At 35.2% G+C, this 23,528-nt stretch carries 23 protein-coding genes and 1 tRNA gene; 16 read left to right on the top strand and 8 right to left on the bottom strand.

The window, feature by feature from the left end:
- The first annotated feature begins 158 nt into the window (after positions 1–158).
- The 5 genes from A5844_RS01585 (at position 159) to A5844_RS01565 (ending at position 5,493) form a co-directional block, all read left to right on the top strand.
- Complete coding sequence (locus A5844_RS01585) at positions 159–1,643, top strand: AcpB/EbpR/MafR family transcriptional regulator (RefSeq protein ID WP_086283309.1); 1,485 nt, start codon at positions 159–161, stop codon at positions 1,641–1,643.
- Positions 1,644–1,974: 331 nt separating this feature from the next.
- Entirely contained in the window at positions 1,975–3,447 is a 1,473-nt protein-coding gene (locus A5844_RS01580) for an AcpB/EbpR/MafR family transcriptional regulator (RefSeq protein ID WP_086283308.1), read from the top strand.
- 410 nt (positions 3,448–3,857) lie between these two features.
- Entirely contained in the window at positions 3,858–4,208 is a 351-nt protein-coding gene (locus A5844_RS01575; protein ID WP_256924506.1) for an EF2685/EF0750 family sortase-dependent surface protein, read from the top strand.
- A gap of 39 nt (positions 4,209–4,247) precedes the next feature.
- Positions 4,248–4,850, top strand: coding sequence for a hypothetical protein (locus tag A5844_RS01570; protein ID WP_086283306.1), 603 nt, complete (start codon positions 4,248–4,250; stop codon positions 4,848–4,850).
- Between the two features lie 100 nt (positions 4,851–4,950).
- Positions 4,951–5,493, top strand: coding sequence for a hypothetical protein (locus A5844_RS01565; RefSeq protein ID WP_244610772.1), 543 nt, complete (start codon positions 4,951–4,953; stop codon positions 5,491–5,493).
- A 1,226-nt stretch (positions 5,494–6,719) separates the two neighbouring features.
- Here the strand turns inward: A5844_RS01565 and apf are convergent.
- Positions 6,720–7,370, bottom strand: a complete 651-nt coding sequence (gene apf, locus A5844_RS01555) for an aggregation-promoting factor (RefSeq protein WP_086283304.1) — start codon at positions 7,368–7,370, stop codon at positions 6,720–6,722.
- A 485-nt stretch (positions 7,371–7,855) separates the two neighbouring features.
- Positions 7,856–8,065 (bottom strand): DUF378 domain-containing protein, encoded by a 210-nt coding sequence (locus tag A5844_RS01550; RefSeq protein ID WP_086283303.1) that lies wholly within the window; start codon positions 8,063–8,065, stop codon positions 7,856–7,858.
- Positions 8,066–8,527: 462 nt separating this feature from the next.
- On the opposite strand from A5844_RS01550, the gene A5844_RS01545 reads away from it, so the two are divergent.
- Entirely contained in the window at positions 8,528–8,803 is a 276-nt protein-coding gene (locus tag A5844_RS01545; RefSeq protein WP_086283302.1) for a hypothetical protein, read from the top strand.
- Between the two features lie 214 nt (positions 8,804–9,017).
- On the opposite strand, the gene A5844_RS01540 is transcribed toward A5844_RS01545, so the two are convergent.
- Positions 9,018–9,101: transfer RNA gene (locus A5844_RS01540), tRNA-Leu, on the bottom strand.
- Between the two features lie 214 nt (positions 9,102–9,315).
- Between A5844_RS01540 and A5844_RS01535 the strand changes: the two genes are divergently transcribed.
- The 3 genes from A5844_RS01535 to nagA all read left to right on the top strand — a co-directional run bounded on the left by A5844_RS01535 (position 9,316) and on the right by nagA (position 12,780).
- On the top strand, positions 9,316–10,533 hold the full coding sequence (locus A5844_RS01535) for a pyridoxal phosphate-dependent aminotransferase (RefSeq protein WP_086283301.1): 1,218 nt from the start codon (positions 9,316–9,318) through the stop codon (positions 10,531–10,533).
- Between the two features lie 187 nt (positions 10,534–10,720).
- Positions 10,721–11,557: a helix-turn-helix domain-containing protein gene (locus A5844_RS01530; RefSeq protein WP_086283300.1), complete on the top strand. Its 837-nt coding sequence runs from the start codon at positions 10,721–10,723 to the stop codon at positions 11,555–11,557.
- A gap of 74 nt (positions 11,558–11,631) precedes the next feature.
- Positions 11,632–12,780: an N-acetylglucosamine-6-phosphate deacetylase gene (gene nagA / locus A5844_RS01525; RefSeq protein ID WP_086283299.1), complete on the top strand. Its 1,149-nt coding sequence runs from the start codon at positions 11,632–11,634 to the stop codon at positions 12,778–12,780.
- Positions 12,781–13,559: 779 nt separating this feature from the next.
- Here nagA and A5844_RS01515 read toward each other — a convergent pair.
- Together A5844_RS01515 and A5844_RS01510 are read right to left on the bottom strand one after the other, a co-directional pair.
- A complete protein-coding gene (locus A5844_RS01515) occupies positions 13,560–13,925 on the bottom strand; it encodes a hypothetical protein (protein ID WP_086283298.1) in 366 nt (121 codons plus the stop codon).
- A 9-nt stretch (positions 13,926–13,934) separates the two neighbouring features.
- Entirely contained in the window at positions 13,935–14,744 is an 810-nt protein-coding gene (locus A5844_RS01510) for a DNA/RNA non-specific endonuclease (RefSeq protein WP_086283297.1), read from the bottom strand.
- 162 nt (positions 14,745–14,906) lie between these two features.
- On the opposite strand from A5844_RS01510, the gene A5844_RS01505 reads away from it, so the two are divergent.
- Both A5844_RS01505 and floT read left to right on the top strand, forming a co-directional pair.
- Positions 14,907–15,431, top strand: coding sequence for an NfeD family protein (locus A5844_RS01505; protein WP_086283296.1), 525 nt, complete (start codon positions 14,907–14,909; stop codon positions 15,429–15,431).
- Between the two features lie 13 nt (positions 15,432–15,444).
- Positions 15,445–16,926 carry a flotillin lipid rafts scaffold protein FloT gene (gene floT, locus A5844_RS01500; protein ID WP_086283295.1) on the top strand — a complete coding sequence of 494 codons (1,482 nt, stop codon included), beginning with the start codon at positions 15,445–15,447 and terminating at the stop codon, positions 16,924–16,926.
- A gap of 142 nt (positions 16,927–17,068) precedes the next feature.
- Here floT and A5844_RS01495 read toward each other — a convergent pair whose 3' ends face one another.
- Together A5844_RS01495 and A5844_RS01490 are read right to left on the bottom strand one after the other, a co-directional pair.
- Entirely contained in the window at positions 17,069–17,272 is a 204-nt protein-coding gene (locus A5844_RS01495; RefSeq protein ID WP_086283294.1) for a hypothetical protein, read from the bottom strand.
- A gap of 253 nt (positions 17,273–17,525) precedes the next feature.
- Positions 17,526–18,122: an FUSC family protein gene (locus A5844_RS01490; protein WP_086283293.1), complete on the bottom strand. Its 597-nt coding sequence runs from the start codon at positions 18,120–18,122 to the stop codon at positions 17,526–17,528.
- A gap of 110 nt (positions 18,123–18,232) precedes the next feature.
- Between A5844_RS01490 and A5844_RS01485 the strand changes: the two genes are divergently transcribed.
- On the top strand, positions 18,233–19,192 hold the full coding sequence (locus tag A5844_RS01485; RefSeq protein ID WP_086283292.1) for an aromatic acid exporter family protein: 960 nt from the start codon (positions 18,233–18,235) through the stop codon (positions 19,190–19,192).
- A 117-nt stretch (positions 19,193–19,309) separates the two neighbouring features.
- Here A5844_RS01485 and A5844_RS01480 read toward each other — a convergent pair whose 3' ends face one another.
- Entirely contained in the window at positions 19,310–20,275 is a 966-nt protein-coding gene (locus A5844_RS01480; RefSeq protein WP_086283291.1) for a Gfo/Idh/MocA family protein, read from the bottom strand.
- 205 nt (positions 20,276–20,480) lie between these two features.
- Between A5844_RS01480 and A5844_RS01475 the strand changes: the two genes are divergently transcribed.
- The 4 genes from A5844_RS01475 to A5844_RS01460 are packed head-to-tail and all read left to right on the top strand — an operon-like array spanning position 20,481 to position 23,157.
- On the top strand, positions 20,481–21,017 hold the full coding sequence (locus A5844_RS01475) for a hypothetical protein (RefSeq protein ID WP_086283290.1): 537 nt from the start codon (positions 20,481–20,483) through the stop codon (positions 21,015–21,017).
- A gap of 13 nt (positions 21,018–21,030) precedes the next feature.
- The gene (locus A5844_RS01470) at positions 21,031–21,834 is read left to right on the top strand and encodes a M15 family metallopeptidase (RefSeq protein WP_086284059.1); all 804 of its coding nucleotides are present in this window, start codon (positions 21,031–21,033) and stop codon (positions 21,832–21,834) included.
- A 9-nt stretch (positions 21,835–21,843) separates the two neighbouring features.
- On the top strand, positions 21,844–22,458 hold the full coding sequence (locus tag A5844_RS01465) for a glycoside hydrolase family 73 protein (protein WP_086283289.1): 615 nt from the start codon (positions 21,844–21,846) through the stop codon (positions 22,456–22,458).
- A 21-nt stretch (positions 22,459–22,479) separates the two neighbouring features.
- Positions 22,480–23,157, top strand: a complete 678-nt coding sequence (locus A5844_RS01460) for a beta/alpha barrel domain-containing protein (RefSeq protein WP_086283288.1) — start codon at positions 22,480–22,482, stop codon at positions 23,155–23,157.
- Positions 23,158–23,528 lie beyond the last annotated feature (371 nt).

The raw sequence follows: 23,528 nt of genomic DNA, 5'->3' as shown, positions 1-23,528 counted from the left end.
TGTATAGACATTAGTACATTTATATTTTAATATTGTTATTGAGTTAAGTTTTTTTATTTTTACAATTTTTATTTTTAGTTTTAAAAATGATCAAAATATCCTTTTTCTGAGTTTATTTTGTTATTTTAAATTATAGCTAGATCTTTTAGGGGGGGAAAATGAGAGAAATATTAACGAAGCAGAGTGCAAGACAGTTAGCTCTGTTAGAGCTATTGTGGGACAACGGATGGTTAACAGTCTCAGAAATTGTTAAAGTTATTGGTGGAGTAGAAAAAACAATTCGTACGGATATCAAACACCTCAATGAAATCATCGAACCATTGAAGATCGAGACTTCTTTTAAATATGGAGTTTTTTTAGACAAAAAACTTGGTGTTTCTAAAACACACTTGTATTCTCTTTTTCTACAAAAGAGTATTGAGTGTCAATTGATTGAAGAAGTTTATAAAAATCCTGCTATTTCAAAAGGGGATTTATGTGATTGTTTATTTATCTCGGAGACACAATTAAATCGATTGCTAACAAAATTGAATATGGAATTGAAAAAATTTTCAATTAAAATCAGCAATGAAATGAGATTTATTGGAAATGAAAGGAATATCCGTAAGCTATTCACTAGTTTGATGTACGAGAAATATCTTTCTTTAGAACACATGCTGATGGACGGAGAGTTTCAGCTAATTGACATCGTCATTCAACGATTTTACAGCGAAAATAAAACGATGATCGGTGTAAGCGATCAACATCATTTTTTATTGAGTAAACTTCGATTGAAAATTTTATCTGCGGTCTATCGATGCCAACAAGGAGAGTACTTAAAACCAGGACCAACTAGTTTTACCTATACTACTATATTAAGTGATGAAGGATTAAAAAAAGATTGGCTCATTCATTTTAATTTGGATTTGGATGAAGTTGTTTTATACAACCTATTTGCACATCATTACGAACCATTCAAATTAACAGCGATATGTCGTCAGTCAGGTATTGATCAAATAAATTTACAAATGAAAGTAGAAGGGTTGATTAATGGTTTTTGTCAAAAATTCGATATTCAATGCGAAAAAAAAGACGAGCTAGTTGATGCTATTTTATGGAGTAGCTTTAGGAGTTTAGGACCGAATTACATTTTGAATAATGTCATAGAAGAGTTTGTTTTAGATTTGACACGTGAGAAATCGGATATAATGATTGAACTAAAAGAAAATTTTGCAACGATCTATGATACACTCGATTTTAATTCTTTCGACAAAAAAAACATGATTTATCAGTCTATATACACCTTAGTTACTCAGTGGCATGCTTTTCGTGCAGAAACGAGAAAAGCAGTGTTTACGATAAAAGCTGCACTTGTGTTAGATGTACCTCTAGGACATTTGATGATGTTAAAGGAAGAAATTGAAAAGCATTTCCAGCATACTTATGTGGTAGATATCTTGCCTCCTTTTGAACAGATTTGTTTAAATAATTTAAGTAAATATGACTGTGTGTTAACAGATGTATTTGATGCTAGTGAAATAGAACATATAAAAATAATTGGAGTTCCACTTTATTTTGATGATGAATTTATAAATAAATTACATACATTTATTTTGGAAAGAAAGGAAGATTTTAAGTTATTTAGAAAAAAAATTCTCACTTAGAATTAAAAAATATGCATATATGCCCAATTAGCGGTTATATTCTTTTAACAAAATAAAAATTTAAAAATGTGAATAGCTTAATACTTGTTATAGATTAAATCAAGAAAGAGTTTCATATATTGAACAATATGTTGTAGTAAGTTGAATAGCATTTTTTCTAACTAGACCAATACTGTTTAAGTATAAAGTATGACTTATGTAAAATAGAAATGTTTCTGATTAATCGTTATTTTACCTAGCCATCGGTAGTTTGAGGTTATTTTCAGAGAAAACTATATGTTACAACTAATGTTAGACTATGATTATTTTGGTTTAGAGAGGCGGAACAAAAATGAGAAAAATCTTAGATGGGCGTTTGAAGCGTCAATTGAAGATTTTGGAAATATTGTGGGACACACAATGGATCACGACCTCTGAGCTTGCAGAAAAAATTGAAAGTTCAGAAAAAACAACAAGAAATGATCTTGCAGAGATAAATGAAATGATTTCACCACTGACTATCGAAACCTCGTTTAGATCAGGTGTATTATTAAAAAAAAATCTTACCATACCTAAAGCCTTTATCTACTCAAAAATACTAGATAAAAGTCTAGAATATACATTACTAGAAAATCTTTTTTTTGCTAAAGCAAAATCAAAAGATGATCTGAGCGATATCTTGTATATTTCAGAAACTCAGGTATCTAGAATTATCAATCGTATCAATCAAGCAGTAAAAACATATCAATTTAAAATCACGAATAACTTGGAGATCATAGGAGACGAAAGCAACATCCGGAGTTTTTTTTCTGCCTATTTTTCTGAAAAGTATAGTTTACCAGAGAATGTGATAAAAAAAGATGAAGTCGAATTAATTTCGGATATCATTGAGATGTTTGTTAAAGAAAATACAATTTGGGCACTTATGAACAACGACAATCATTTGTTTTTAGGGAGTATTAAATTTCAATTTTTTGTTTGTTTTACACGGCTGAAGCAAGGGTACAATTTGCCTCCAAATTTTGCCCCTTTTGTCTTCTACCATCTTAATAACGAGATAGAACTATTGAATCGCATGGAACAAGTATTTGCGGTAGAACTGAAAGAGGAGAATCTACAACAACTATTTCATGAATTTTATCAGCCTATCCATCCTACAGCAAGATTTAGCCATTTAGATTCTGAGGTAGATTCTGTTCTTCAAAAAAAGAAAGTTAGTTCGATCATCTCTTATTTAGAAGACCAATACGGCGTAATTTGTGAAAAACGGGATAAATTGATACACGATATTTATTGGACAACGATGAATGTTGTCAGACCCACCTATATTTTACATAATAAGAAAGAAGAATTTTGTGAGAACATCCAAAGAGATAGCCCATTATTAGTAAAAAACTTAAAAAATAGTTTTTTTGAAATCTATAGTTCATTAGGTTCACCTTTTCTATCATACATAGATGAGATGGTTCATCAATCCGTTTTTAAGTTATTGACTTCATGGCCTGATTTGTGGAGCCAAGTTCGTAAGTATCGAGTGAAGCTCCGTGTGGCTTTATTGTTGGATAGCTCATATGAACACATGTGCATGCTTAAAGAAGAAATTCAATTCTATTTTCGCCACAACATTGATATTGAAATTCTGAACCCCACCACAAAAATAGAGACTAGCTATCTGCAAAAATTTGATTGTATCTTAACAGATATTTATTTGGATGATCATTTTGGTATACCAACTATTGGAATCTCAAATTATCTAGATGAAGATGCAATCAACAAATTAGTCGATTACTATCACATTAAGGTGGATGAATTTGTCGAAGTGTAAGACATTATTCTTTGAGATAGTAAAACTATGCGGAAGTTCCTCAGAAATGTAAAATAGCAGGAAATAAATATACTTAAATTTGATGTAGATAAACAAGAAAGTTACTTCGATTTCTTTTTTTACTTCATCAGTTTACTGAATTAAAGAAGCAATCAAATTCTTGCCTGATAAAAAAATTCAATAATATGTTATGTGTTTGGAAGAGGGATAGTGTATTTCCTGATAAGATCAATAAAGATACGTTATATATGGCAAAAAAAGTAAGAGTTAAGTGTACATATCATTATAAAAATAACAATGTGTACTTATTTTATTTACCAATCTGTCGGTAAAACTAGGTTTTAAAACTCTCACGTTTTTAAGGATAATTGATTTGTGGGAATTGTGTCGTAAACAATTGGAGGTGAGCAGTGAAAAAAATAAGGTATTACATGGTAGGCATGTTGATGTTGGTTTTGATGATTCCAACTGTCTGTCATGCACAAGAAACAGAGACGCAGACAATTCGTATTGAGGCAACGATTGGTGATTGGGGAACTAGTTCAGACAATAAGGGCGACACAGGAGAAACAACACCATCAAATGGAGAACAAAATGTAACGATTCCACCATCAAAAAAAGATTCTTCATCAAATTTCCCACGAACTGGCGAACTATTCAATAATCAAATTGCTTTAATTGGTTTATTGGTCTCACTTTTAGCACTAGTGATGATTTTTGTTACTAATAGAGAAAAAGATTTTTCACAAAATTATAATTGAGATATTTGTCTTATTCATTTCAGTAAGGAGCGAAACAACATGAAGAAGCTGAGTAAAGTAGCTATCTTATCAACTATCGTATTAGGTGGATTACAGTTAGGTGCCTTAAGTACAGAAGCTGTAGAGTTAGGCTGGATTCCTGGTGAACCAGATAATACACCAGGACAAACGATTCAAAAAGAAGAAAAAGCCGAAGTTGCAGTGGAAGGCTGGGTCGGTGAATGGGATCCGGTAACACCAGAAGATAAGGACTATATTGATATCACCATTCCAACAACAGTTCGTTATGCGAATGGTATGGCCGAAGATGGCACACCACAACCTGAAATCGTTTCACCACTTTATTCGATGACGAATAATTCGAATGCACGTAACGTAAAGGTTGAAGTTGAAAAATTTGAAGAGACTAGTTCTACAAGTATTACACAAGATTTATACTTCACAGCGCTCAATGAACCAGCTGTTCGTCTACAAAGTGCTTCCGGTCAATTTTTGAATACAAAAACTTATTTAACAACGATTGGAAAGCAACAATCCAAAGCTTTAAAATTCGAAGGCATGATCACTAGTGAGTTTAAAGAAAATGAAATTGTGACACCTTCATATAAAATGTCACTTCATTTTACTGCTTTAAAAGACTAAGATTACTTTGACAGATAGATAAGAAGAGTAAATCTTAACTCAGCTATTTAGAAAAGATCTGAACATTCAGACCTTTTTAGTTATAGACAGAGAAGGGAGATTGAACAAAATAGCACATAGAACAATTAATATAAAACATACAAATAGTAGCAAAAAGAAAAAAACATATATCCTCATTTCCTTAATTGCCTTATTTCTAATGGCTGGGATCGGTGGATACTTTTATTTTAATCAATCTCCCCCTCAGATAGTAACTGGTTTGCCCGATTTGGATGACAATCTAACTAAGCTGAGTAATGAAGAGATATTAAAAGCAATGCAAGATGAAGTAGATAAAGATAAAATGCGAATCATCTTAAAACATAATATTGAAATCGATGCGGATGGTAAAGCAAACATTGATGTCCGAAATAGTGGGCAAAATGTTTACAATATCCAAGTCGAATACTACTTAGCCTCAAATAATAAAGAACTCTATAAATCTGGTTTGATTCCACCCAATAATCGGATAGACTCAATTCCTTTTAAGAATTTACCTAATCAAGGCGAAGGTAGTTATGAAGTAAAAATATTTTATAATATTTATAATGAAACAGAATTAGTGAATACAACAACAATTGATGGAGCGATTAACATCAGTTGATAATTTTGAAAAAATTATTGCTCTAGAAATACCCCTTTTGAAAAAAAGGACTATTTCTAGAGCAATTTTTATTTGCCCTGATATCAGACAATGAAAAGCTTGAGAAAAGCGCTATCCAATCAGAAGAAAAAATATATACCATGCTATATAAGTAAATAGGATCAAATTGTTGAGATTTAAACTTCAATGAAAGGTAACACCCTGATGAAATAAATGAAGGAGTGAATTTATGTAGTACAATTCTGTTTTTGACAGGGTGTACACTGGTAAATCAAAATCAAATATAGAAAGTGCATCGGAATCTAAAAAGAACAAGACAATCATATTGACTATCAGAATTAAAAAGAAAGGAATTTTACAGCTGATAAGGTGGAGTCTCCAATGGATATTCCCATAAGTCAAATAGAAAAAAGTGACTGAAAATAGCGGTAAATTTATATTCCACTTTAACACTGATTTTACTAGTGTAGAAAATAATAGACATATTGTTCAAGCAACTGGCAACGGAAAATCCTAGATAAACGTAAGAAACTATATATTATCTCAATTTCATTTTCTTGCTCAGAGTGAACATACTTTATATAGCAAACACTACCCAATGGAGGAGCGTTCCGTTCATACTGAATAAAATGGGAGGTCGGTAGTTATAGATGTCTTTTTTTTTAAAGAAAAATAGAAGGTTTCAGAAAGTAATGGAGGTAATTGGTAGTGAAGAAGTAATTCTCACACATTTAAACCATTTGATACAACAAAATAAAAGTGACACTCATCATTTGGGTTCTATTGCTACTGCTGAGTGGAAATATGGAAGGGTATCTAATAGAAAAGCTAGTTAAGGTGCCGATCAAGCAAGCTTAATCATTCAAAAGCTACTTTCAACAATAATAGGGAGGGTCAAGCTTTAAATAATCAACTAATTTAAGTGATTCCGAATAAGATAAAAAATCTTACTTTGATCATTTGAAAAAAATTAAGAAGTTTATCTGTCAACATACTAAAGAGGCTGGAACAAAAGTGGTTAACTCCGAGAAATAAGAAGGAATTCACGAACATTGCTTTTCAAATTTTTGTGAATTTCAGCTTGTTATTGAAGGAGTTGCTTCTGATTCCGCCGTCTATACGTATTTAGAGCGTGAAACAAGAGTAAAATAATACTTTTGTCCCACGCTCTGCAGTGTATTTTTAAGATGTTACTTTTATAATTTTTATCTTGTTATAGATAGATCTTAGTACCAACCATTTGCTAACCAGAAAGCTTGTGCAGCTTCCCAAGAGCCATAACGAGAGGTAACATATTGATCTGCTACGCGTTCTTGGTTTTCAGCAGAATAGTCACCATTTAAGTAAGAAGAATCTAATTGGTAACGTCCAATATAGCGACCATTAGAAGCTGTGTAAGAACCACTTGATTCTTTTTGCGCAATCCATTCTTTTGCTGAGCTGGTGTTTGTTGCAGACGTTTCAGCTACAGGTGCAGCTGGAGTTTGTTCAACAACAGGAGTTGTTTCTTGTGCAGGTGTTGCTGGTGCTTGTTCAACAACAGGAGCTGTTTCTTGTACAGGTGTTGATTCTACTGCTTCAACTACTTGTGTTTGTGGAGTAGTTGTAGATACAACAGGTGCTGGAGTACTTGCTTGTTCTCCTGTTGGGATCGTTAATTCTTGACCTGAGAAAATCAGGTGAATGTTTGAGATAGAATTTGTTTCTGCAATTGATTGAACCAAGGAGTTATCGCCAACGTATTTTTGAGAAATCGTTGAGAGTGTATCACCTGATTGAACAGTATAGGCTTCATCTGCATGTGCAGAAGTCCCCATAAATAATGCAAAGCCGGCAGCCAAAGTTGTTCCAAATAGAATTGTTTTAAGTGATTTCATGAAAAATCTCCTTCGTGTTTGTTTTAAATTGTCAGCTATCTTGCCAACGAGGAATACTTTAACATATCAGAATATTTCATAGGTGAAAGAAATGTAACAGATTGTGACAAATCTACGTTTTTTGTAATAATGCAAGTCATAAACGTAATCAGAAAACGTTACCTTTGTTTAAATGAGAGGAAAAAGAAGTTAGTTGGTACGTTTATCAAAGTGTTTAAAAAAAACTTAAGTCCCGATAACCTAGCTGAAATCTAAGGAATAAAAAGTGATTTTTTAATAAAGTCCTGTTCACTTATTATGGTTAGAAAATAGTTTTTCTACTATCTATTTGTGTTCATGATGTTTCAATACTACATCAGTACAAAAAAATAAACCGAAGAATCACGAAAATAGAAAAACTAATTTCGGATTCTTCGATTCATTCAGAGCGTTGGACAATTCGTCACAACATATCTATAAGAAATCTTAGCAGAAGCTAATGGTAATTAGCGTTCTACACGATTTGAGATCATTGGAAAGAATTTCAAACAATAAATAGCGCAAATTCCAACAATGATATAAATAGCTTTGGCTAGAATGGTAGTTGAACCACCAGAAATCATAGCAACTAAATCAAATTCTAATAAACCAACCAATAACCAGTTCAATCCTCCAACAATAAGCAATGCTAAAGCAATCATGTCTAATGTTTTCATTGAAATTACCCCTTTCCTATATGACATACTTTCATTATAAAGCAATTAGACGATTCATACTAAAATACTGCTTGAGTCTTCATGTACTATTTAAAAAACGATAAGAGGAAAATCAATTCATAAAGGATTTGAACAAGCAAAACAAGTGAACGGTATGGCAGGATTTTCTAAACAAATAGTCGATAAATACTCAAATAAAACAATTAGATATGTAAATACAAAAGCAATTAAACCCTTTTAAAACTCAGTCTGATGAGAAGTTTCAACTTCCCGTTATGTGGTAATTGCCCTAATTCTTAATTATGTGTTCGTGTGTTCATCAACAAAGAGGGTGAAAGAAAGTCAGATGATTTACTTCTTTGCCAAACCGTTTTTATTCATTGATTTAAGTACATCATATATTTCTTTAATCACTTGATTATAAGAACGTTTGTTCGTATAATGGTAGATGAGGTGAGGCTGATGGAAAAAAGGTATGGAACCGTTACTAAAATCAGAACATTAAAACTAGGTGCCAGACCGTTGATTCGCTTTAGTTTAGGACGAGAAAATTGCTTGATTGCAAATCATAGTTTAAATTTTTTTGCAGAAGTAGATGAAGGAACAAAAGTTTTCGTAAAAGGATACTACAATAATAAAAAACAGTTTGTAGTCAAAGACTATACGATCATGGAAAAATCAAAAATTGTCCTTGCATTTGAAAACAGTAGTTATCCAAGAAAGCAATCATTGAAATAAGAAAGAAAACTATTGAGATGTGAAGATAGATCTATTCTCCATAAGACTAAAAGGGAAAGTACGTATAGATTGATTGGTAAATAATAAGCGTTGCAAAAGATACTTTACATTCTTCTAGCTTCTGATTTCAGAATGATCAAAATAAGCTAAGTCCTCCGCATCTCCCGAAAGACTTAGCTTATTTTTCTGTACTTATTGTAGGCTTTTTTTAATATGCAGATGATGGGACTCGAACCCACACGAGCGAATGCTCACATGACCCTCAATCATGCTTGTCTGCCAATTCCAACACATCTGCAAGAAACAACACTATAATCATAACGACATACGAAATGGAAGTCAAGATATGGAAGGCAAAAAAGAAAAAATAAGAATAAAAAAGTATAAATATTCCCATTCAATTTCCTGAAAATGATGGTAAAATCCAATCGAATAGAGTATGATATTGAGATAAATAAGTAAATAATATCAGAAATTTCTAACTTTTTTGAAAAGAGGGATTGGATAATAGTATGAGAGAATTTGAAAAATCCAATAAATTAGAAGGTGTCAGCTATGATGTTCGTGGTCCAGTACTTGAAGAAGCGGAACGTATGCAAGAAGAGGGCATCAGTATTTTAAAATTGAACACCGGTAATCCAGCACCATTCGGATTTGAAGCCCCAAATGAAGTAATCCGTGATTTGATTATGAATGCCAGAGATTCAGAAGGGTATTCTGATTCAAAAGGTATTTTTTCGGCTAGAAAAGCGATTGAACAGTATTGCCAATTGAAAAGATTTCCAAATGTCACTATCAATGATATTTATACCGGAAATGGAGTCAGTGAGTTGATCACGATGTGTATGCAAGGGCTACTAGATAACGGGGATGAAGTACTGGTACCTATGCCAGATTATCCATTATGGACAGCTTCAGTCTCTTTAGCAGGCGGAAAACCAGTACATTATGTGTGTGACGAAGAGGCGGAATGGTATCCCGATATTGCGGATATCAAATCAAAGATCACTAGCCGAACGAAAGCAATTGTGATCATCAATCCCAATAATCCAACCGGTGCGCTCTATCCCAAAGAATTATTGGAAGAAATAGTTAAAATAGCTCGTGAAAATCATTTGATTATTTATTCAGATGAAATCTATGATCGTTTAGTCATGGATGGCTTGGAACATATCCCGATTGCCACTTTAGCACCTGATCTGTTTGTGGTGACATTGAATGGTCTGTCGAAATCACATCGTGTAGCAGGATTTCGTGTAGGATGGATGGTTTTAAGTGGTGACAAATCGCATGTGAAAGGCTATATCGAAGGGCTGAACATGCTTTCTTCTATGCGGTTATGTTCGAATGTATTATCCCAACAAATCATTCAGACTGCATTAGGCGGGTATCAAAGTGTGGATGAATTGCTTCTTCCTGGTGGACGGATCTATGAGCAAAGAGAATACATTTATCATGCCATTAACGACATTCCAGGTCTTTCTGCTGTGAAACCAAAAGCAGCGTTTTATATTTTTCCTAAAATCGATACGAAACGTTTTAATATCTATGATGATGAACAATTTGTTTTAGATTTTTTACATGAGCATAAAATTTTACTAGTCCATGGTGGTGGATTTAATTGGTCTCAGCCTGATCATTTCAGGATCGTGTATCTGCCAAAATTAGATGATTTAAAAACTACTGCTACTAAGATGCGTGAGTTTTTAGCAAGTTATCGACAAAAATAGTAGAATAAAATAAGATTATTGATGGTTCTCTTCAAAAATTGCCGATACGATCCAGTGGAGGCTTTTTTTGTTGATGAGAAAGAGTAAGAATGCTCGCTCATTTACTGGTCTTTTCTTGAAGTTTCTTAGTGTGTAAAGTACAATACTGGGTATAATGCAAATCTGCATATTTTGGAGGAGGTTACTTATGGAAGCGTTGATCGATTCCTTTGGAACAATTATAAAAGAGATTCGAAAAGAGCAAAAAATGACACAAAAGATGCTTTCACAAGGAATTTGTTCGCAAAGTGTGTTAAGTAGGATCGAGAATAATGAAGAATTGCCAAATGTTTTAGTAATGGCACAAATCTGTCAGCGGCTAGGAGTAACGATCGATCACGTTATGACGTTATCGGATCATAAAAACCGCTCCTTATCTAATCAGTTCGATCTGTTGGACTTATATTTTTTAAAACGAGACTATCGTAAATTAGAACAAGAACTGAAATCATCAAGTGTGACTGATAATCTCTCTTCTGCCGAAGATTTTCAACGGTATTACTATTATTTAGGGGTATGTGAATTTACACTTCGTAAAAATCTAGTGCAAGCTTTAGGTTATTTGAAAGAAGCGCTAACCTATTCGACTCAAAAAGAGCGTGCCCATCTTTGTGATATTGAAATCCAATTAATCAGCTGTATTGGAAAAATCTATGGTGTGGCCGGCAGAAGTACTGAGGCAAGATATTACTTGAGCCGAAGTGTACAGCTTTTTCATGAAACAGTTAAGGAGCGAACGAAGAGCGAATTTACTCAGATTTTTTATAATTATGGAAGTTTCTTGTTTCACCAAGGAGAAAGCGAAGCGGCATTAGAGCAAGTGAATCAAGGAATTCATTGGGCACAAGAAAAAAATAGTTATTACTATCTGAATGATTTATTTATTTTGAAAAGTTTGATTTATAAACAAAGAGATGAATTAAGTAAAGCTTTATTCTATGAAGAACTTGCTCAATCTGTAAAAAAAATTGCGAAAAGTCTGTAAATGGTGTAGACCATTCTTGACTTCTTGATAAAATAAGAGTAATTTAAAGGTAGAATATCAAAGGAGAGAGTAGAATGAGAACTTTTATCTATGCAGACAAATTCTTTTTGACATCAGGCGTAAAAAATGCGGGTTATCTTGAAGTTACAGATGGTCTTTTTGGGGAGTATACTCAAACAACACCTGAAGGAGAAGTCAATATCATTGATCAAACAGGCAAATGGATTGCTCCTGGGTTAGTGGATACGCATATTCATGGGTTTATGAATCATGATGTGATGGATAATGATGCAGAAGGAATCAAAGCAATGTCTGAAGGGCTACTTTCCTGTGGGGTTACTTCATTTTTACCAACCACTTTAACCTCTAGCAAAGAACGCTTAAAAGATGTCGCTGAAACGATTGGTAAGGTCTACCAAGAAGTACCAGGAGCTAAAATCAAAGGAATTTATTTTGAAGGACCTTTCTTTACAGTCGAATATAAAGGTGCTCAAAATCCAAGCTACTTTGGTGATCCCGATTTATCTACATTCAATGAATGGCAAGAAGCATCTGGCGGCTTGATCAAAAAAATCGCTTTGGCACCTGAACGAGAAGGCGTAGAAGATTTTGTTAGACAAGTAACGGATGAAGGTGTTGTTGTTGCTTTAGGTCATAGTAATGCCACAATCGATGAAGCGCAAAAAGCGGTTGAAGCTGGTGCCAGTGTCTTTGTTCATGCATATAATGGAATGAGAGGCTTAAATCATCGTGAACCTGGAATGGTCGGTGCGCTGTTATCATTGGAACATGTCTTTTCTGAATTGATCTGTGATGGTCATCATGTTCATCCGAATGCTGCTCAAATTTTAATGGAAAAAGCTGGACATGATCATGTCGCACTAATCACTGACTGCATGATGGCTGGAGGTATGCCTGATGGAAATTATAATTTAGGCGAGTTTCCAGTGGTAGTCAAAGATGGCACAGCTCGTTTGGAATCAGGTAATTTAGCTGGAAGTATCTTGAAATTGAAAGAAGCAATCAAAAATGTAGTAGACTGGGGATTAGCTACTCCTGAGCAAGCGGTGATGATGGCTACTTTAGTTCCAGCAATTAGTTGTAAAATTGATGACACTTGCGGGAAGATCGCTAAAGGCCGAGATGCTGATTTCATCGTTTTAAATCCCGATATGACATTAGAAGCTACGTATCTAGATGGCGTTGAACGTTACCATGCTTAATCATCCATTACCGAAGCCTAGTCTAAGGAATTCTCAAAAAAGTTCTATGGAATAAAGTAGATTTGGATCTTTTGAAGTGAATAAAGGGTATGTCATAAGCAAGAATCTCAAGCATTGGACAAGCTACCTTTAATCCAATGGTACTCTCACAGAGGAATTTTATCTGACGGAACGAGGTTGCGACAGAAGTGTTAAACTCCGAAAAATAAGAAGAACCTCACGAAAATTACTTTTCAAATTTTTGTGAATTTCGGCTTATTTCCGAAAGAGGTACTTCTGTTCCCATCGTTATAAGTGTTTAGAGCGTGAAATAAAAGTGTTGTTTACTTTTGTTCCACGCTCGTTCTTTTTTGCTATTCGCTTTTTTCCTTTTTAGTAAGAAACAATCATCGCTATTGAGAATAACTGCATAAATACATAAAAAATTATAGCTAAAATATATTCCTGAAAAAATGGATAAAAAGGGTAAGCTCCTCTCATCTCTCAAGCAGAAAAGTTATTCATCTACTGTACAGTAGTGGATGTCTTAGAATAATCAAAATCAGTTTCTCAGTTATATAATAGCTGGTTTATTATAGATGGTGGTGTGTGCCGAGGTTTAAGTATAGTGTGACAAGAGGGCAATCAATGTCATTTAGAAGATGTGAGATAAACCTATCCGGAGATAATGGCGCAGTTAACTGCATCTATGAAAGAGGATCCGGATAGGAAAATGACTGTTTGGAGGAGTAGGACAGTCGATCAGACTTTCTATTAGAGAAAGTCCAGTTTTTCAGATATTAGTTAAAAAAATCAGCGATTGATTTTGATGAGTTAGCGTATCTTATTAATAGATCAGAAAAAGTGCCATTGAAATATAAAAGATCTTCTTTCATATGCGAATGAGGAAACAGACAGACTGTTTCCTCATTTGCAAATAAAAACTCACCATCAATCGTACGTGCGACTAATCGGTGATCAGTAAGTAGAGCATCTAAATCTTCCTTCTCAAAAGAAGAGTAGCGAGCTGTAGTAGCTAGACTATTTTTAAATTGATCGAGAGAAGGAAGGAAAATAAGCTCTTCGTAAAAAAATAGGTTAGTGTCAATTAGCCATTCGATCATTTCATCTAATGTATAGTGCTTTTTTTCTAAGGATTCAAACATCACGTTCACCTACTTTTTATTAGGAATAAGAACTGTAAAATCAATGATTGTATTTTGACTTAATCCTTTTGCTTCAAGTTCGATACTTTCAGGAATCAACTCATTTTCTACATAATGAGGAGTCACTCGATAACGGACAGTTTCTCCTTGATTCAATGCGCGACGAATCATTAATTCATAGTAATTCATATAAGGATCGTTTACAGGATATTGGTAAAGGGTCACTAGATTTTTTGGTTCATCACCGCTGCCCCCGAATTGTTTGGCAATCAAATGACCACGGGAATGATCATATTTTGGTCCAGAAATAAATCCTGGTGGACGTATTTCACGATTGGCACTCGTCCCTGTATTGATCATCGATTTCTTTAATAAAGCATCTGCGCCAGTGGGGCGTCCTAAATGATCCAATTTATGGTAGTCGATCCAACCGTTTTTGTTACTTAATTCACTTTTATTGAAGGTAGCTGTTCCAAGCACTTGAGGTCCCTCGTTGTTTCCTACTGGTTCTAGATCCTCGGCTCGTGTAAAGCGATTCTTTGTTTGCTGCGTAGAATCGTTACTATCAGACGGCTCTGTTCTGATCACAGAGGGAGAAGATTCGCTTTTCTCTGTTTGAGTTTCACTTGAATCCTCACTTTCAAAAAAATCGGCAGTATCGCTAGTAGTTATAGATGATTTTGTTTCGGTCGTAGGAGCGGTATAGTTGCTTTTATCTGTTTGATATTCACCCATTCGATCGATTCCGACCCACAAGCCAACCGCACTGACGATTACTAAAGAAATTAAACTTCCCCAAAGCTTTTTCAAGTTTTTCATTGTCTCACCTCGTGTTCCAGTATAATGGAAAATGAGTCGAAGGAAAAGATAAAGGTCATTGAAAATTGGGATAAAAGTTGAACTATTAATTTAGAAGTATGACGATTTTGTTTCCTTGCTATGGTATGATAAAATTGTGAACAAAGGAGGCGAATAAATGAAATGATAGGGGGAATTGCAATCGCCACGATTTATTGGTATGTCTTGCTGGTTTGTGCAGCTCTTGCTGTCGTACTGGTGATTTTTGGAGATGTATTTGATTTTGATGGTCCAGTAGATCCGATGTTGATCATCCCGTGGTTGACATTTACTAGTCTATTAGGCTACCTTGGCGAAACGTTGACTGAACAATCTTCATTTTTTATTTTTATTGTGAGTGGAATAATTGCAACCGTTTTAGTTTTTTTATTGAACTTTTATATTTTGATGCCAATGAAGCATGCGGAGTCGACGCTTTCTGCTTCAGAGAAGTCATTAGAAGGGCAGATCGCTACGGTAGTCACACCAATACCGATTCAAGGAATGGGTGAAATTCAATTGAAGAGTGTAACGGGTTCGATCAGTCGCCCAGCTTGTTTTTATGCGCCGCAAGAAACAGAGATCAAGCGTGGCGAAAAAGTCTTGATTATTGAAGTAAGAGATAGAGTGTGTTATGTAACACCTTATGAAAGTATGCTAAAAATATAAAGGAGTGTAGGGAATGGAAATATCGGGTGTTTTAATCGCTGTGATTTTAGCGGCATTGATTGTTTTGATGTTATTGATCGTGTTTGTTGCGAAATACCAAACGGCAAAACCAGATGAGGCTTTGATCATTAGCGGAAGCTATCTAGGAAGTAAAAATGTCCACGCAGATGAGAGTAACAACAAAGTAAAAATCGTTCGTGGGGGAGGAGCGTTTGTTTTACCTGTATTTCAGCGTTCAAACCGAATCAGCTTATTATCAAGTAAACTAGATGTGTCCACTCCAGAGGTCTATACAGAACAAGGTGTACCAGTCATGTGTGATGGTACGTCTATCATAAAAATCGGCTCTTCTGTTGAAGAAATCGCGACAGCAGCAGAACAATTTTTAGGAAAAACTCGTGAAGAATTAGAAAACGAAGCACGAGAAGTATTAGAAGGTCATCTTCGCTCGATCCTAGGTTCTATGACAGTGGAAGAAATTTATCAAAATAGAGATAAATTTAGCCAGAGTGTACAAGAAGTCGCTTCGGTAGATTTAGCGAAAATGGGCTTGATCATTGTTTCTTTTACGATCAAAGAAGTACGTGATAAAAATGGTTATTTGGATTCGCTAGGGAAACCAAGAATTGCTCAAGTAAAACGTGATGCAGATATTGCTGAAGCGGAAGCATTGAAAGAAACCCGAATCAAAAAAGCGCAAGCTGAAAAAGAATCTCAAGCCGCTGAATTGCAACGCCAAACAGAGATTGCGGAATCTTTAAAAGAAAAAGAATTGAAATTAGCTGCATACAAGCAAGAACAAGATGTAGCAAGAGCAAAAGCGGACCAAGCGTACAATTTAGAAAGTGCAAGAGAGCAACAACAAGTTATTGAACAAGAGATGCAAGTCAAAGTCGTTGAACGACAAAAACAAATTGAGTTGGAAGAAAAAGAAATCATCCGTCGTGAAAAACAATATGATTCTGAAGTGAAGAAAAAAGCCGATGCAGATCGTTATGCCAAAGAACAAGAGGCGCAAGCGCAAAAAGTACGAGAAGTAACAGAAGCCGAAGCAGAACAATTTAGAATTGAGGCATTAGCGCAAGCCCAAGCCAATCAAACGAGATTAGCTGGTCAAGCCGAAGCCGAAGCAACTCTAGCAAAAGGAAAAGCGGAAGCCGAAGCCAAACAAAAAATCGCAGATGCCTTTAAAGAATACGGCGAAGCTGCTGTATTGAGTATGGTTATCGAAATGCTTCCTCAGTTGATGCGAGAAGCTGCACAGCCTTTAGGAAATATTGAGAAAATCTCTGTTGTGGATACAGGAAATACTTCAGGTGAATCTGGTGGGGCAAACCGTGTGACGAGTTATGCCACAAATTTATTATCCACGACTCAAGAAACATTGAAAGAAACAACCGGTCTTGATATAAAAGACCTCATCGAGAATTTATCAACTCGTGGAACAAGTAGACAAGTAAATGTTTATGATAAGCCAGAAGAATCAAATGAATAAACTGACTGAATAAACCAACTGAATTTAGAATTGTGGCTGAAAAAGAAGCCTGAAATGGTTAGCAAAAAGTCGAAGAACCCAAAAAAAGTGAGGATTTTGGTTCTTCGACAAGTAGTGTTGGTGAGTTCAAATTGAAAGAGTTTCATCGAGAATCAATCGAAGTAGAAATATGCTTCGATTGATTCTTTTTTGTTTTGGATTGATCTTGGAAAACCAAGCCCTGGATCAAGTAAATACGGTCACGAAAATGGATAATTCCTCCTTCTTTCTTTTCAGAAAGCCAATTTGTAGGGAAAATGATATTTTCATCTGTTAAACCGAGTAATTTTCTAGTATGATAGTCCATGGAGATATCCTTTCTTGAGAGAGTTTGTTTTAGTCGACTTAATTCTATCAATTTGGATATCTCTTTTTCTATCTTTTTTTATAAAAAAATAGTGTTAGTAGAAAACAAAATTGTTTTCCACCAACACTAGATATTATAGAACCAATATTTTTGGAGTTCTTCGATTTTTTTGAGTTATCAAACAAAGAATAAATTTCATTTTGGTAGGTTCTTACTTGCTTATCTGGACGAGTGGCAGAATAAGTCCTGAAAGTTATTTTTGTTGGTGTTGTTTGCGAATCTGAGCTTCCACCTCAGCTAGATTTTTTCGTAATCCTTCTTCTTTTTTCAGTAAGACTTCTAAATCTTCTACTAGTTCCTCTTTTTCTTCGATTTTTGGCGGACGTAAGCAGAAATTTATGCCAATAGCGATAAAAGTCCCGATAAAGGTGTCTAGAACTCTTTGAATCGCATATAAAGAGGACTCGCCTTGAGGTATACTTAGCGAAATCAAAAGCAAGGTAGCGATGGCAGAGATGATACCAGAATTATTATTGATACCATCGGAAACAACGATCACAATGATCACTAAGAGTGGTAACAAAAAAAGCTCCACTAAAAAATCATTGTGAAAATAATTTTTTACAAAAAAGTAAAAGATACCTAATCCACCACCAAGTGTATTTCCAATTATACGGGAACGCCCAAAGGAGACGGTAGTCGTTAAATCCTGACGTAATGAAAAAACAGCAGATAAGGCAGCGATCATAGGGATACCACGATTAAATACGTGAAAAAACAAAATACATAAGAATACGGCTAAAGCGCTTTTTAAGGTTCGCATACCGAGACGAAAGCGTCCGAGTTTCATAATTGATTCTCCTTCAAGTTCTTTCCAATATCATAACTAAAGTTTGATAGGATTGCTAGTTTTTCATAGCTGATTTTAGTATAATTCAAAGAAAAGGAAGGGGGAGACCAATGCGCATTGGTATGAGAACAATCAAAACGGTGATCAGTGTGATTGCTTCAATGTTTTTAGCAAAGTATTTGTCCCTCTTATTTTGGCCAGCAGCTGGTATTATTGCTTTGCTGAGCGTTGGTAATACGCGCAAGGCAACACTGGTAACAGGTTTTTATCGGATCCTTGCGTTTATTGTCGCTACATTGATTGCTTTTATTTGCTTTTATGTGTTAGGGTACACGATTCTGGGCTTCGGATTTTTTCTATTGTTATTTATTCCTGTTGCTGTTCGCTTTAAATTAACGGAAGGGATAGTGGTGAATTCTGTATTAGTCACTCATTATCTCAGTGAGCAAAGTATGAGTTGGCAGTTGCTCCAAAACGAGACATGGTTGATGGCGATTGGTGTAGGTTTCGCCTTGCTTTCCAATATCTATATGCCTGATGCAAAGAAGCAGCTGAAAGAACACCAAAAGTTAATAGAAGAGCGTTTTCGTTTGCTCTTGAAGAACATGGCAGATTTTTTACTTTCTGGAGAAACTACAGGAAACCTTACTCTTTGCAAAGAGTTACAGATCTATATCCGAGAGAGCCAATCCTATGCACGTAGGCATCAAGAAAACAATTTATTGAATCAAAATCAGTATTTTGAAACCTATTTTTCAATGAGGCGCGCACAGATCAATGTTGTCCAAGATATGGAGGAGAATCTTAGACGGATCCATCATCCGGCTCCTTATAGTCATCATATATATGGCTTGCTGATTTATACCGCTGAGACGTTTGCTGAAGCAAATGATGGGCGTCAAATTTTAACACGAATTGAAGAAGTATACGAACTTTATCGGCAAATGCCTTTGCCCGCCTCTCGTTTAGAATTTGAAGATCGAGCGGAATTATTTCAATTTTTGCAATCGTTTAAAAGTTTTATCGAACTTAAAGTTGAATTTTCTCAACAACTCAATAGCAATGAGTAGATTGCATTTTTTTATAAGTACGAAACATTGAACCCTAAATGATCAATCAAAAAAGCCACTTGACTCTAAAGAGTTAGGTGGCTTTTAGGCATTTCCATCTATTAAAATAAGGCCTTTTTACGCTAGTTCCTGCTTTTTCCAATGGACTTGCATATCATCTAAAATGCTAATGACATCTTTGGTCAAGTAAAAGGAGCGGTTCGGTAATTTTCCTTCAATGATTTTGACCATATTTTCGATTTCATAATTCATCGCTTCCATTGTGCTACCACTTTCAATAAATTCTTTTGTGCCATCAGTATAGAAGATCTCTGCCTTGTCTGCTCGTGGATAATCGTTGATAGTCAAATACCCATTTTCAAAAGCAACAATCCCTACTTTAGGCATTTTTGCTTGAAAAGTTAGACTAATAGCAGCAAGTTCATTTTCTTTATTTTGTAAAATCGTCACCGATTGTTCATCAACACCTGTTTCAAAAGGAATCATTCGGGAAGCGATGACTTTTGGTTGAGAACTTAAAAAGAAACGTGCAAATGAAACGGCATAGGTACCAATGTCAAGGAGCGCACCGCCTGCAAGATCAGGATTGAAAAAACGATTAGTTGGGTCGGGTTCTTTATAGCTACCAAAGGGCGCCTGAATCATTTTTAAAGCCCCAAGTTTACCAGAATCAATGATCGAACGTAGCTGCTGATAGAGAGGCATGTTGAAGATAGTCATTGCTTCAGCTAAAACGAGTTCCTTTTTTTCGGCTAATTGGATGGCTTGATCCAGTTCCTCTTTATTCATCGTGATGGCTTTTTCACATAACACATGTTTGCCTGCTTCTAATGCTTGTAAAATATGAGCGATATGTTGACGGTTAGGTACAGCAATATAAATAATATCGATTGTTTCATCTTGCAGCATATCTGTATAATTTCCGTAAGCTTTCTTTATGCCGTAATGTTTTGCAAAAGTTTGTGCTTTTTCTAGTGTCCTTGATGCCACAGCTGCTAGCTCGCTTGTTTCTTGAGAAAAGTTTTCTGCAAATTCATGAGCGATGGATCCTAAACCTACGATGCCCCATTGAAACTTTTTCATTCATCATCTCTCCTTCTCGTGTTATATTTATAGTAACATAATGAAACTGAAAGTAATCATTTGTTCATCTTCGATTATATCAAAGATTCCTATTTTTTTACTTTGAAAAAGAAATTAATAAAAAAGTGTGAAAGGTTTGTTTGAAAGGATGCTTTTTTGGTTGAATTTAAGTAAAATAAAAATGAAATAAGAGGAGGAGATTAACGTGCATCAAGTCTACGTAGATCTAATCATAAGTGTTTTACTTGAACAATTTGAAACAGAACAAAATTTTTTAGAAAACTATCTCTTGATGAATGAAGAGGATTGGCAAGGTTGGAAACGTGGCGAACGAAATCTATCATCAGAGGCCATGCAAAAAGTAAAGAACTTATTTACTGATTATGAATGGATGTTGACACAAAAGATCTTGCGTCAAACGATTATATTTCCTGAAAAAAGAACAGTGGCGATAGCGGAGTACAAACAAATCAAAACGAGAATTGCGCAAAAGTGGTTAAGTAGTGGTTGTGCAAGTGTGGAGTTGATCCCTTTAAAAAATGAGCAATCTCCCGCTGGTTACCTTGACTTAAAAGTAAGTATTCAATATGATGAATGGGGTTATGATGACATTTTGAACTTCCGTTTGCCAGCTGAGATTCAGCGCCAAATCGAAGGAGAGAAGCTAGAACTTTTAGATTGGGTAAATGAAAATCTAGAAGAAACCTATGTTCATGAAACAATGGAACGAGAAGGGAAATGAAAGGATTTTTAAATTGAATAAACTATTAGGTTTTAGCGCAGTTATCATCATGTTGGCTGCCATGGGCTATCTCGTGGTTACAGAAAACAATTCATACGCAAAAGACCAAACTGTAAGTCAAACGAAGCAACAGAAAAAAACAACGATGAGTGAGGTAAAAGCTGAGTCAGTGAATAACTCTTCAGAAAAAACAAAGTCAGATCTTCCTGATGTACAGGTAGACGATTGGAATTTGGTTCTGGTCGGTCCTACGCATAAATTAACGAAAGAAATTGATGAAACCAATCAATTAGTTTCGTTAGACAATGGATACTTGATTGATAAAAGGATTAAACCCGAGTATGAAGAGTTTGCTCAAGCTGCCCAAGCGGCTGGCTTTCCCTTAGTGATGGTGTCAGCTTATCGTTCAGTCGCTTCCCAAGAAGAAGTGTTTGCGCAAAATGTTCAGCAAGTGATGGCAAGTCAAGGTGTGACACAAGAAGAAGCGACAAACATTACAAAACAAACGATAACTGAACCAGGGTATAGCGAACATCACACAGGATTAGCGATTGATGTGGTCGATCAAAACTGGTATAACAATTATCCAACTACTGTTTTAGATGCAAGTTATGGAAATGAACCTGGAGCAAAGTGGATTGCAGAGAATGCTGCGAATTATGGATTCATTGTTCGTTATTTGAAAGGACGCGAAGATGTTACCAACATCACGTATGAACCTTGGCATTTGCGTTACGTGGGCAAAGAAAATGCGATGTACATGGTGAAACACGGCTTGACTCTAGAAGAGTATCTGGATCAATTAAAAGAAAAGTAGGAACAAAAAATGGCTAAAAGTAAATGGAAAAAACAAAAACGGCGAAACAGTCGTTGGTTTGCTGTAGTGCTGGGAAGTGGTTTGATATTAATGGCATTTGTTTTTTCTTTGAAAAGTTTGTCATTACCGTATTCATCCGATGTGCAGCAAGAAGAAACACGGACGCATGAAGAATTCATTGCTGCCCTTATTCCTCATGCAAAAGAACTGCAACAAGGTTATGGTATATTGCCTAGTATCATCATTGGTCAAGCAATCCTCGAATCAGATTGGGGAAAAAGCACACTAGCTAGTCAATATAAAAATCTTTTTGGGATCAAAGCTTTCGGGAATGAACCGAAAGTCAATCTAGAAACAAAGGAATTTATCAATGAAGAATGGATAACTATCCAAGGAGACTTTAGAGTCTACGATTCTTGGGAACAATCTATGGACGACCATACTGCTTTATTTGTTCAAGGTGTCGATTGGAATCCAGCATTGTATGCAAATGTGATCACGGCAAGTAATTATCGAGAGGCTGCACAAGCTTTACAAGATGCTGGTTATGCGACAGACCCGACCTATGCGCAAAAGATCATCCACGTGATAGAAACCTATAAACTCGATCAATATGATCAATAATCTAGAAATGGAAGTGGAAGTATGGCAGATTCATTTGTTCCAGAAATAATGACAGAGTTACGTAAAGATATTGTAAAAGTCCCAGAAGTCATTATGGAAGCCAGTGGTATCAAGATTTTTGGGAAGTTGATTCGTTCGATTATTTTTACGACGGATATTGCAATCATAAGGAATACCAATGCCAATGCAGTAATTGCTGTCTACCCCTTTACGCCCCATCCAGCAATTACCAAAAGTATTATTGAAGCAGCTGATATACCAGTCTTTTCAGGCGTGGGTGGGGGATTGACACATGGCACGCGTTCGGCTTACATGAGTCTTTTTGCAGAAGCACAAGGGTCATTGGGCGTGGTACTGAATGCACCTACGCCAGTTGAAACTGTTCATGAAGTCTGTCAAGTAGTGGACATTCCGGTGATTAGCACAGTCACCTCTAAATATTCAGAAATTGATGAGAAGTTAGAAGCAGGTATTTCGATTATCAATATCAGTGCTGGCAAAGATACTGCAGAAACCGTTCGTCATTTTCGCAAGAATTATCCAGAATTGCCAATTATGGCAACTGGTGGTCCATCAGATGATAGTATTCTGGATACGATCAGAGCTGGAGCAAATGCAATCACATACACACCACCAAGTAGTGGAGAGCTTTTTAGCCGAAAAATGGATAAATATCGAAAGCTCGAAAAAAACAACTGAACTTACTCTATAAAAGTAAAGATATATGGATATGTAGTTTTGAAAAATCAAGAGCTAGAAACTAAAAAAGGTCTTTGCATTTTTTGGTATCATATATCTTATCTTTCTAAGAAGTAGTTTTAAATAGGCCTTATGTGAAGATAGGGGCATATTAAGCGATAATGATTTAGTGATTTGTATACTTTGGAAATTATAGGATTTTTGAAAAATAAGATGAGATTTTAGAAAAAAATATGTTAAATATTGTTGTCAGTTTCAGAAACTAGTGTTAGACTGTTTTCATTATTTAAAACATCGTTGCAAAAGTTTGAAGATAGATAGAGTTGATCTTTACAAACAAACTGCGGTATTCAAACCACCTTAAGAAAGAA

It is taken from the genome of Candidatus Enterococcus wittei (assembly GCF_002140175.1).
In the GTDB taxonomy this organism is placed as follows: domain Bacteria; phylum Bacillota; class Bacilli; order Lactobacillales; family Enterococcaceae; genus Enterococcus_B; species Enterococcus_B wittei.
This window is presented reverse-complemented; position numbering and strand designations above follow the sequence as displayed.

Excerpts from the sequence above, each read along its gene's own strand:
- A5844_RS01585 (WP_086283309.1), top strand. The coding sequence starts at position 159 with ATGAGAGAAATATTAACGAAGCAGAGTGCAAGACAGTTAGCTCTGTTA.
- A5844_RS01580 (WP_086283308.1), top strand. The coding sequence starts at position 1,975 with ATGAGAAAAATCTTAGATGGGCGTTTGAAGCGTCAATTGAAGATTTTG.
- A5844_RS01570 (WP_086283306.1), top strand. The coding sequence starts at position 4,248 with ATGAAGAAGCTGAGTAAAGTAGCTATCTTATCAACTATCGTATTAGGT.
- apf (WP_086283304.1), bottom strand. The coding sequence starts at position 7,370 with ATGAAATCACTTAAAACAATTCTATTTGGAACAACTTTGGCTGCCGGC.
- A5844_RS01550 (WP_086283303.1), bottom strand. The coding sequence starts at position 8,065 with ATGAAAACATTAGACATGATTGCTTTAGCATTGCTTATTGTTGGAGGA.
- A5844_RS01545 (WP_086283302.1), top strand. The coding sequence starts at position 8,528 with ATGGAAAAAAGGTATGGAACCGTTACTAAAATCAGAACATTAAAACTA.
- A5844_RS01535 (WP_086283301.1), top strand. The coding sequence starts at position 9,316 with ATGAGAGAATTTGAAAAATCCAATAAATTAGAAGGTGTCAGCTATGAT.
- A5844_RS01530 (WP_086283300.1), top strand. The coding sequence starts at position 10,721 with ATGGAAGCGTTGATCGATTCCTTTGGAACAATTATAAAAGAGATTCGA.
- nagA (WP_086283299.1), top strand. The coding sequence starts at position 11,632 with ATGAGAACTTTTATCTATGCAGACAAATTCTTTTTGACATCAGGCGTA.
- A5844_RS01515 (WP_086283298.1), bottom strand. The coding sequence starts at position 13,925 with ATGTTTGAATCCTTAGAAAAAAAGCACTATACATTAGATGAAATGATC.
- A5844_RS01510 (WP_086283297.1), bottom strand. The coding sequence starts at position 14,744 with ATGAAAAACTTGAAAAAGCTTTGGGGAAGTTTAATTTCTTTAGTAATC.
- A5844_RS01505 (WP_086283296.1), top strand. The coding sequence starts at position 14,907 with ATGATAGGGGGAATTGCAATCGCCACGATTTATTGGTATGTCTTGCTG.
- floT (WP_086283295.1), top strand. The coding sequence starts at position 15,445 with ATGGAAATATCGGGTGTTTTAATCGCTGTGATTTTAGCGGCATTGATT.
- A5844_RS01495 (WP_086283294.1), bottom strand. The coding sequence starts at position 17,272 with ATGGACTATCATACTAGAAAATTACTCGGTTTAACAGATGAAAATATC.
- A5844_RS01490 (WP_086283293.1), bottom strand. The coding sequence starts at position 18,122 with ATGAAACTCGGACGCTTTCGTCTCGGTATGCGAACCTTAAAAAGCGCT.
- A5844_RS01485 (WP_086283292.1), top strand. The coding sequence starts at position 18,233 with ATGCGCATTGGTATGAGAACAATCAAAACGGTGATCAGTGTGATTGCT.
- A5844_RS01480 (WP_086283291.1), bottom strand. The coding sequence starts at position 20,275 with ATGAAAAAGTTTCAATGGGGCATCGTAGGTTTAGGATCCATCGCTCAT.
- A5844_RS01465 (WP_086283289.1), top strand. The coding sequence starts at position 21,844 with ATGGCTAAAAGTAAATGGAAAAAACAAAAACGGCGAAACAGTCGTTGG.
- A5844_RS01460 (WP_086283288.1), top strand. The coding sequence starts at position 22,480 with ATGGCAGATTCATTTGTTCCAGAAATAATGACAGAGTTACGTAAAGAT.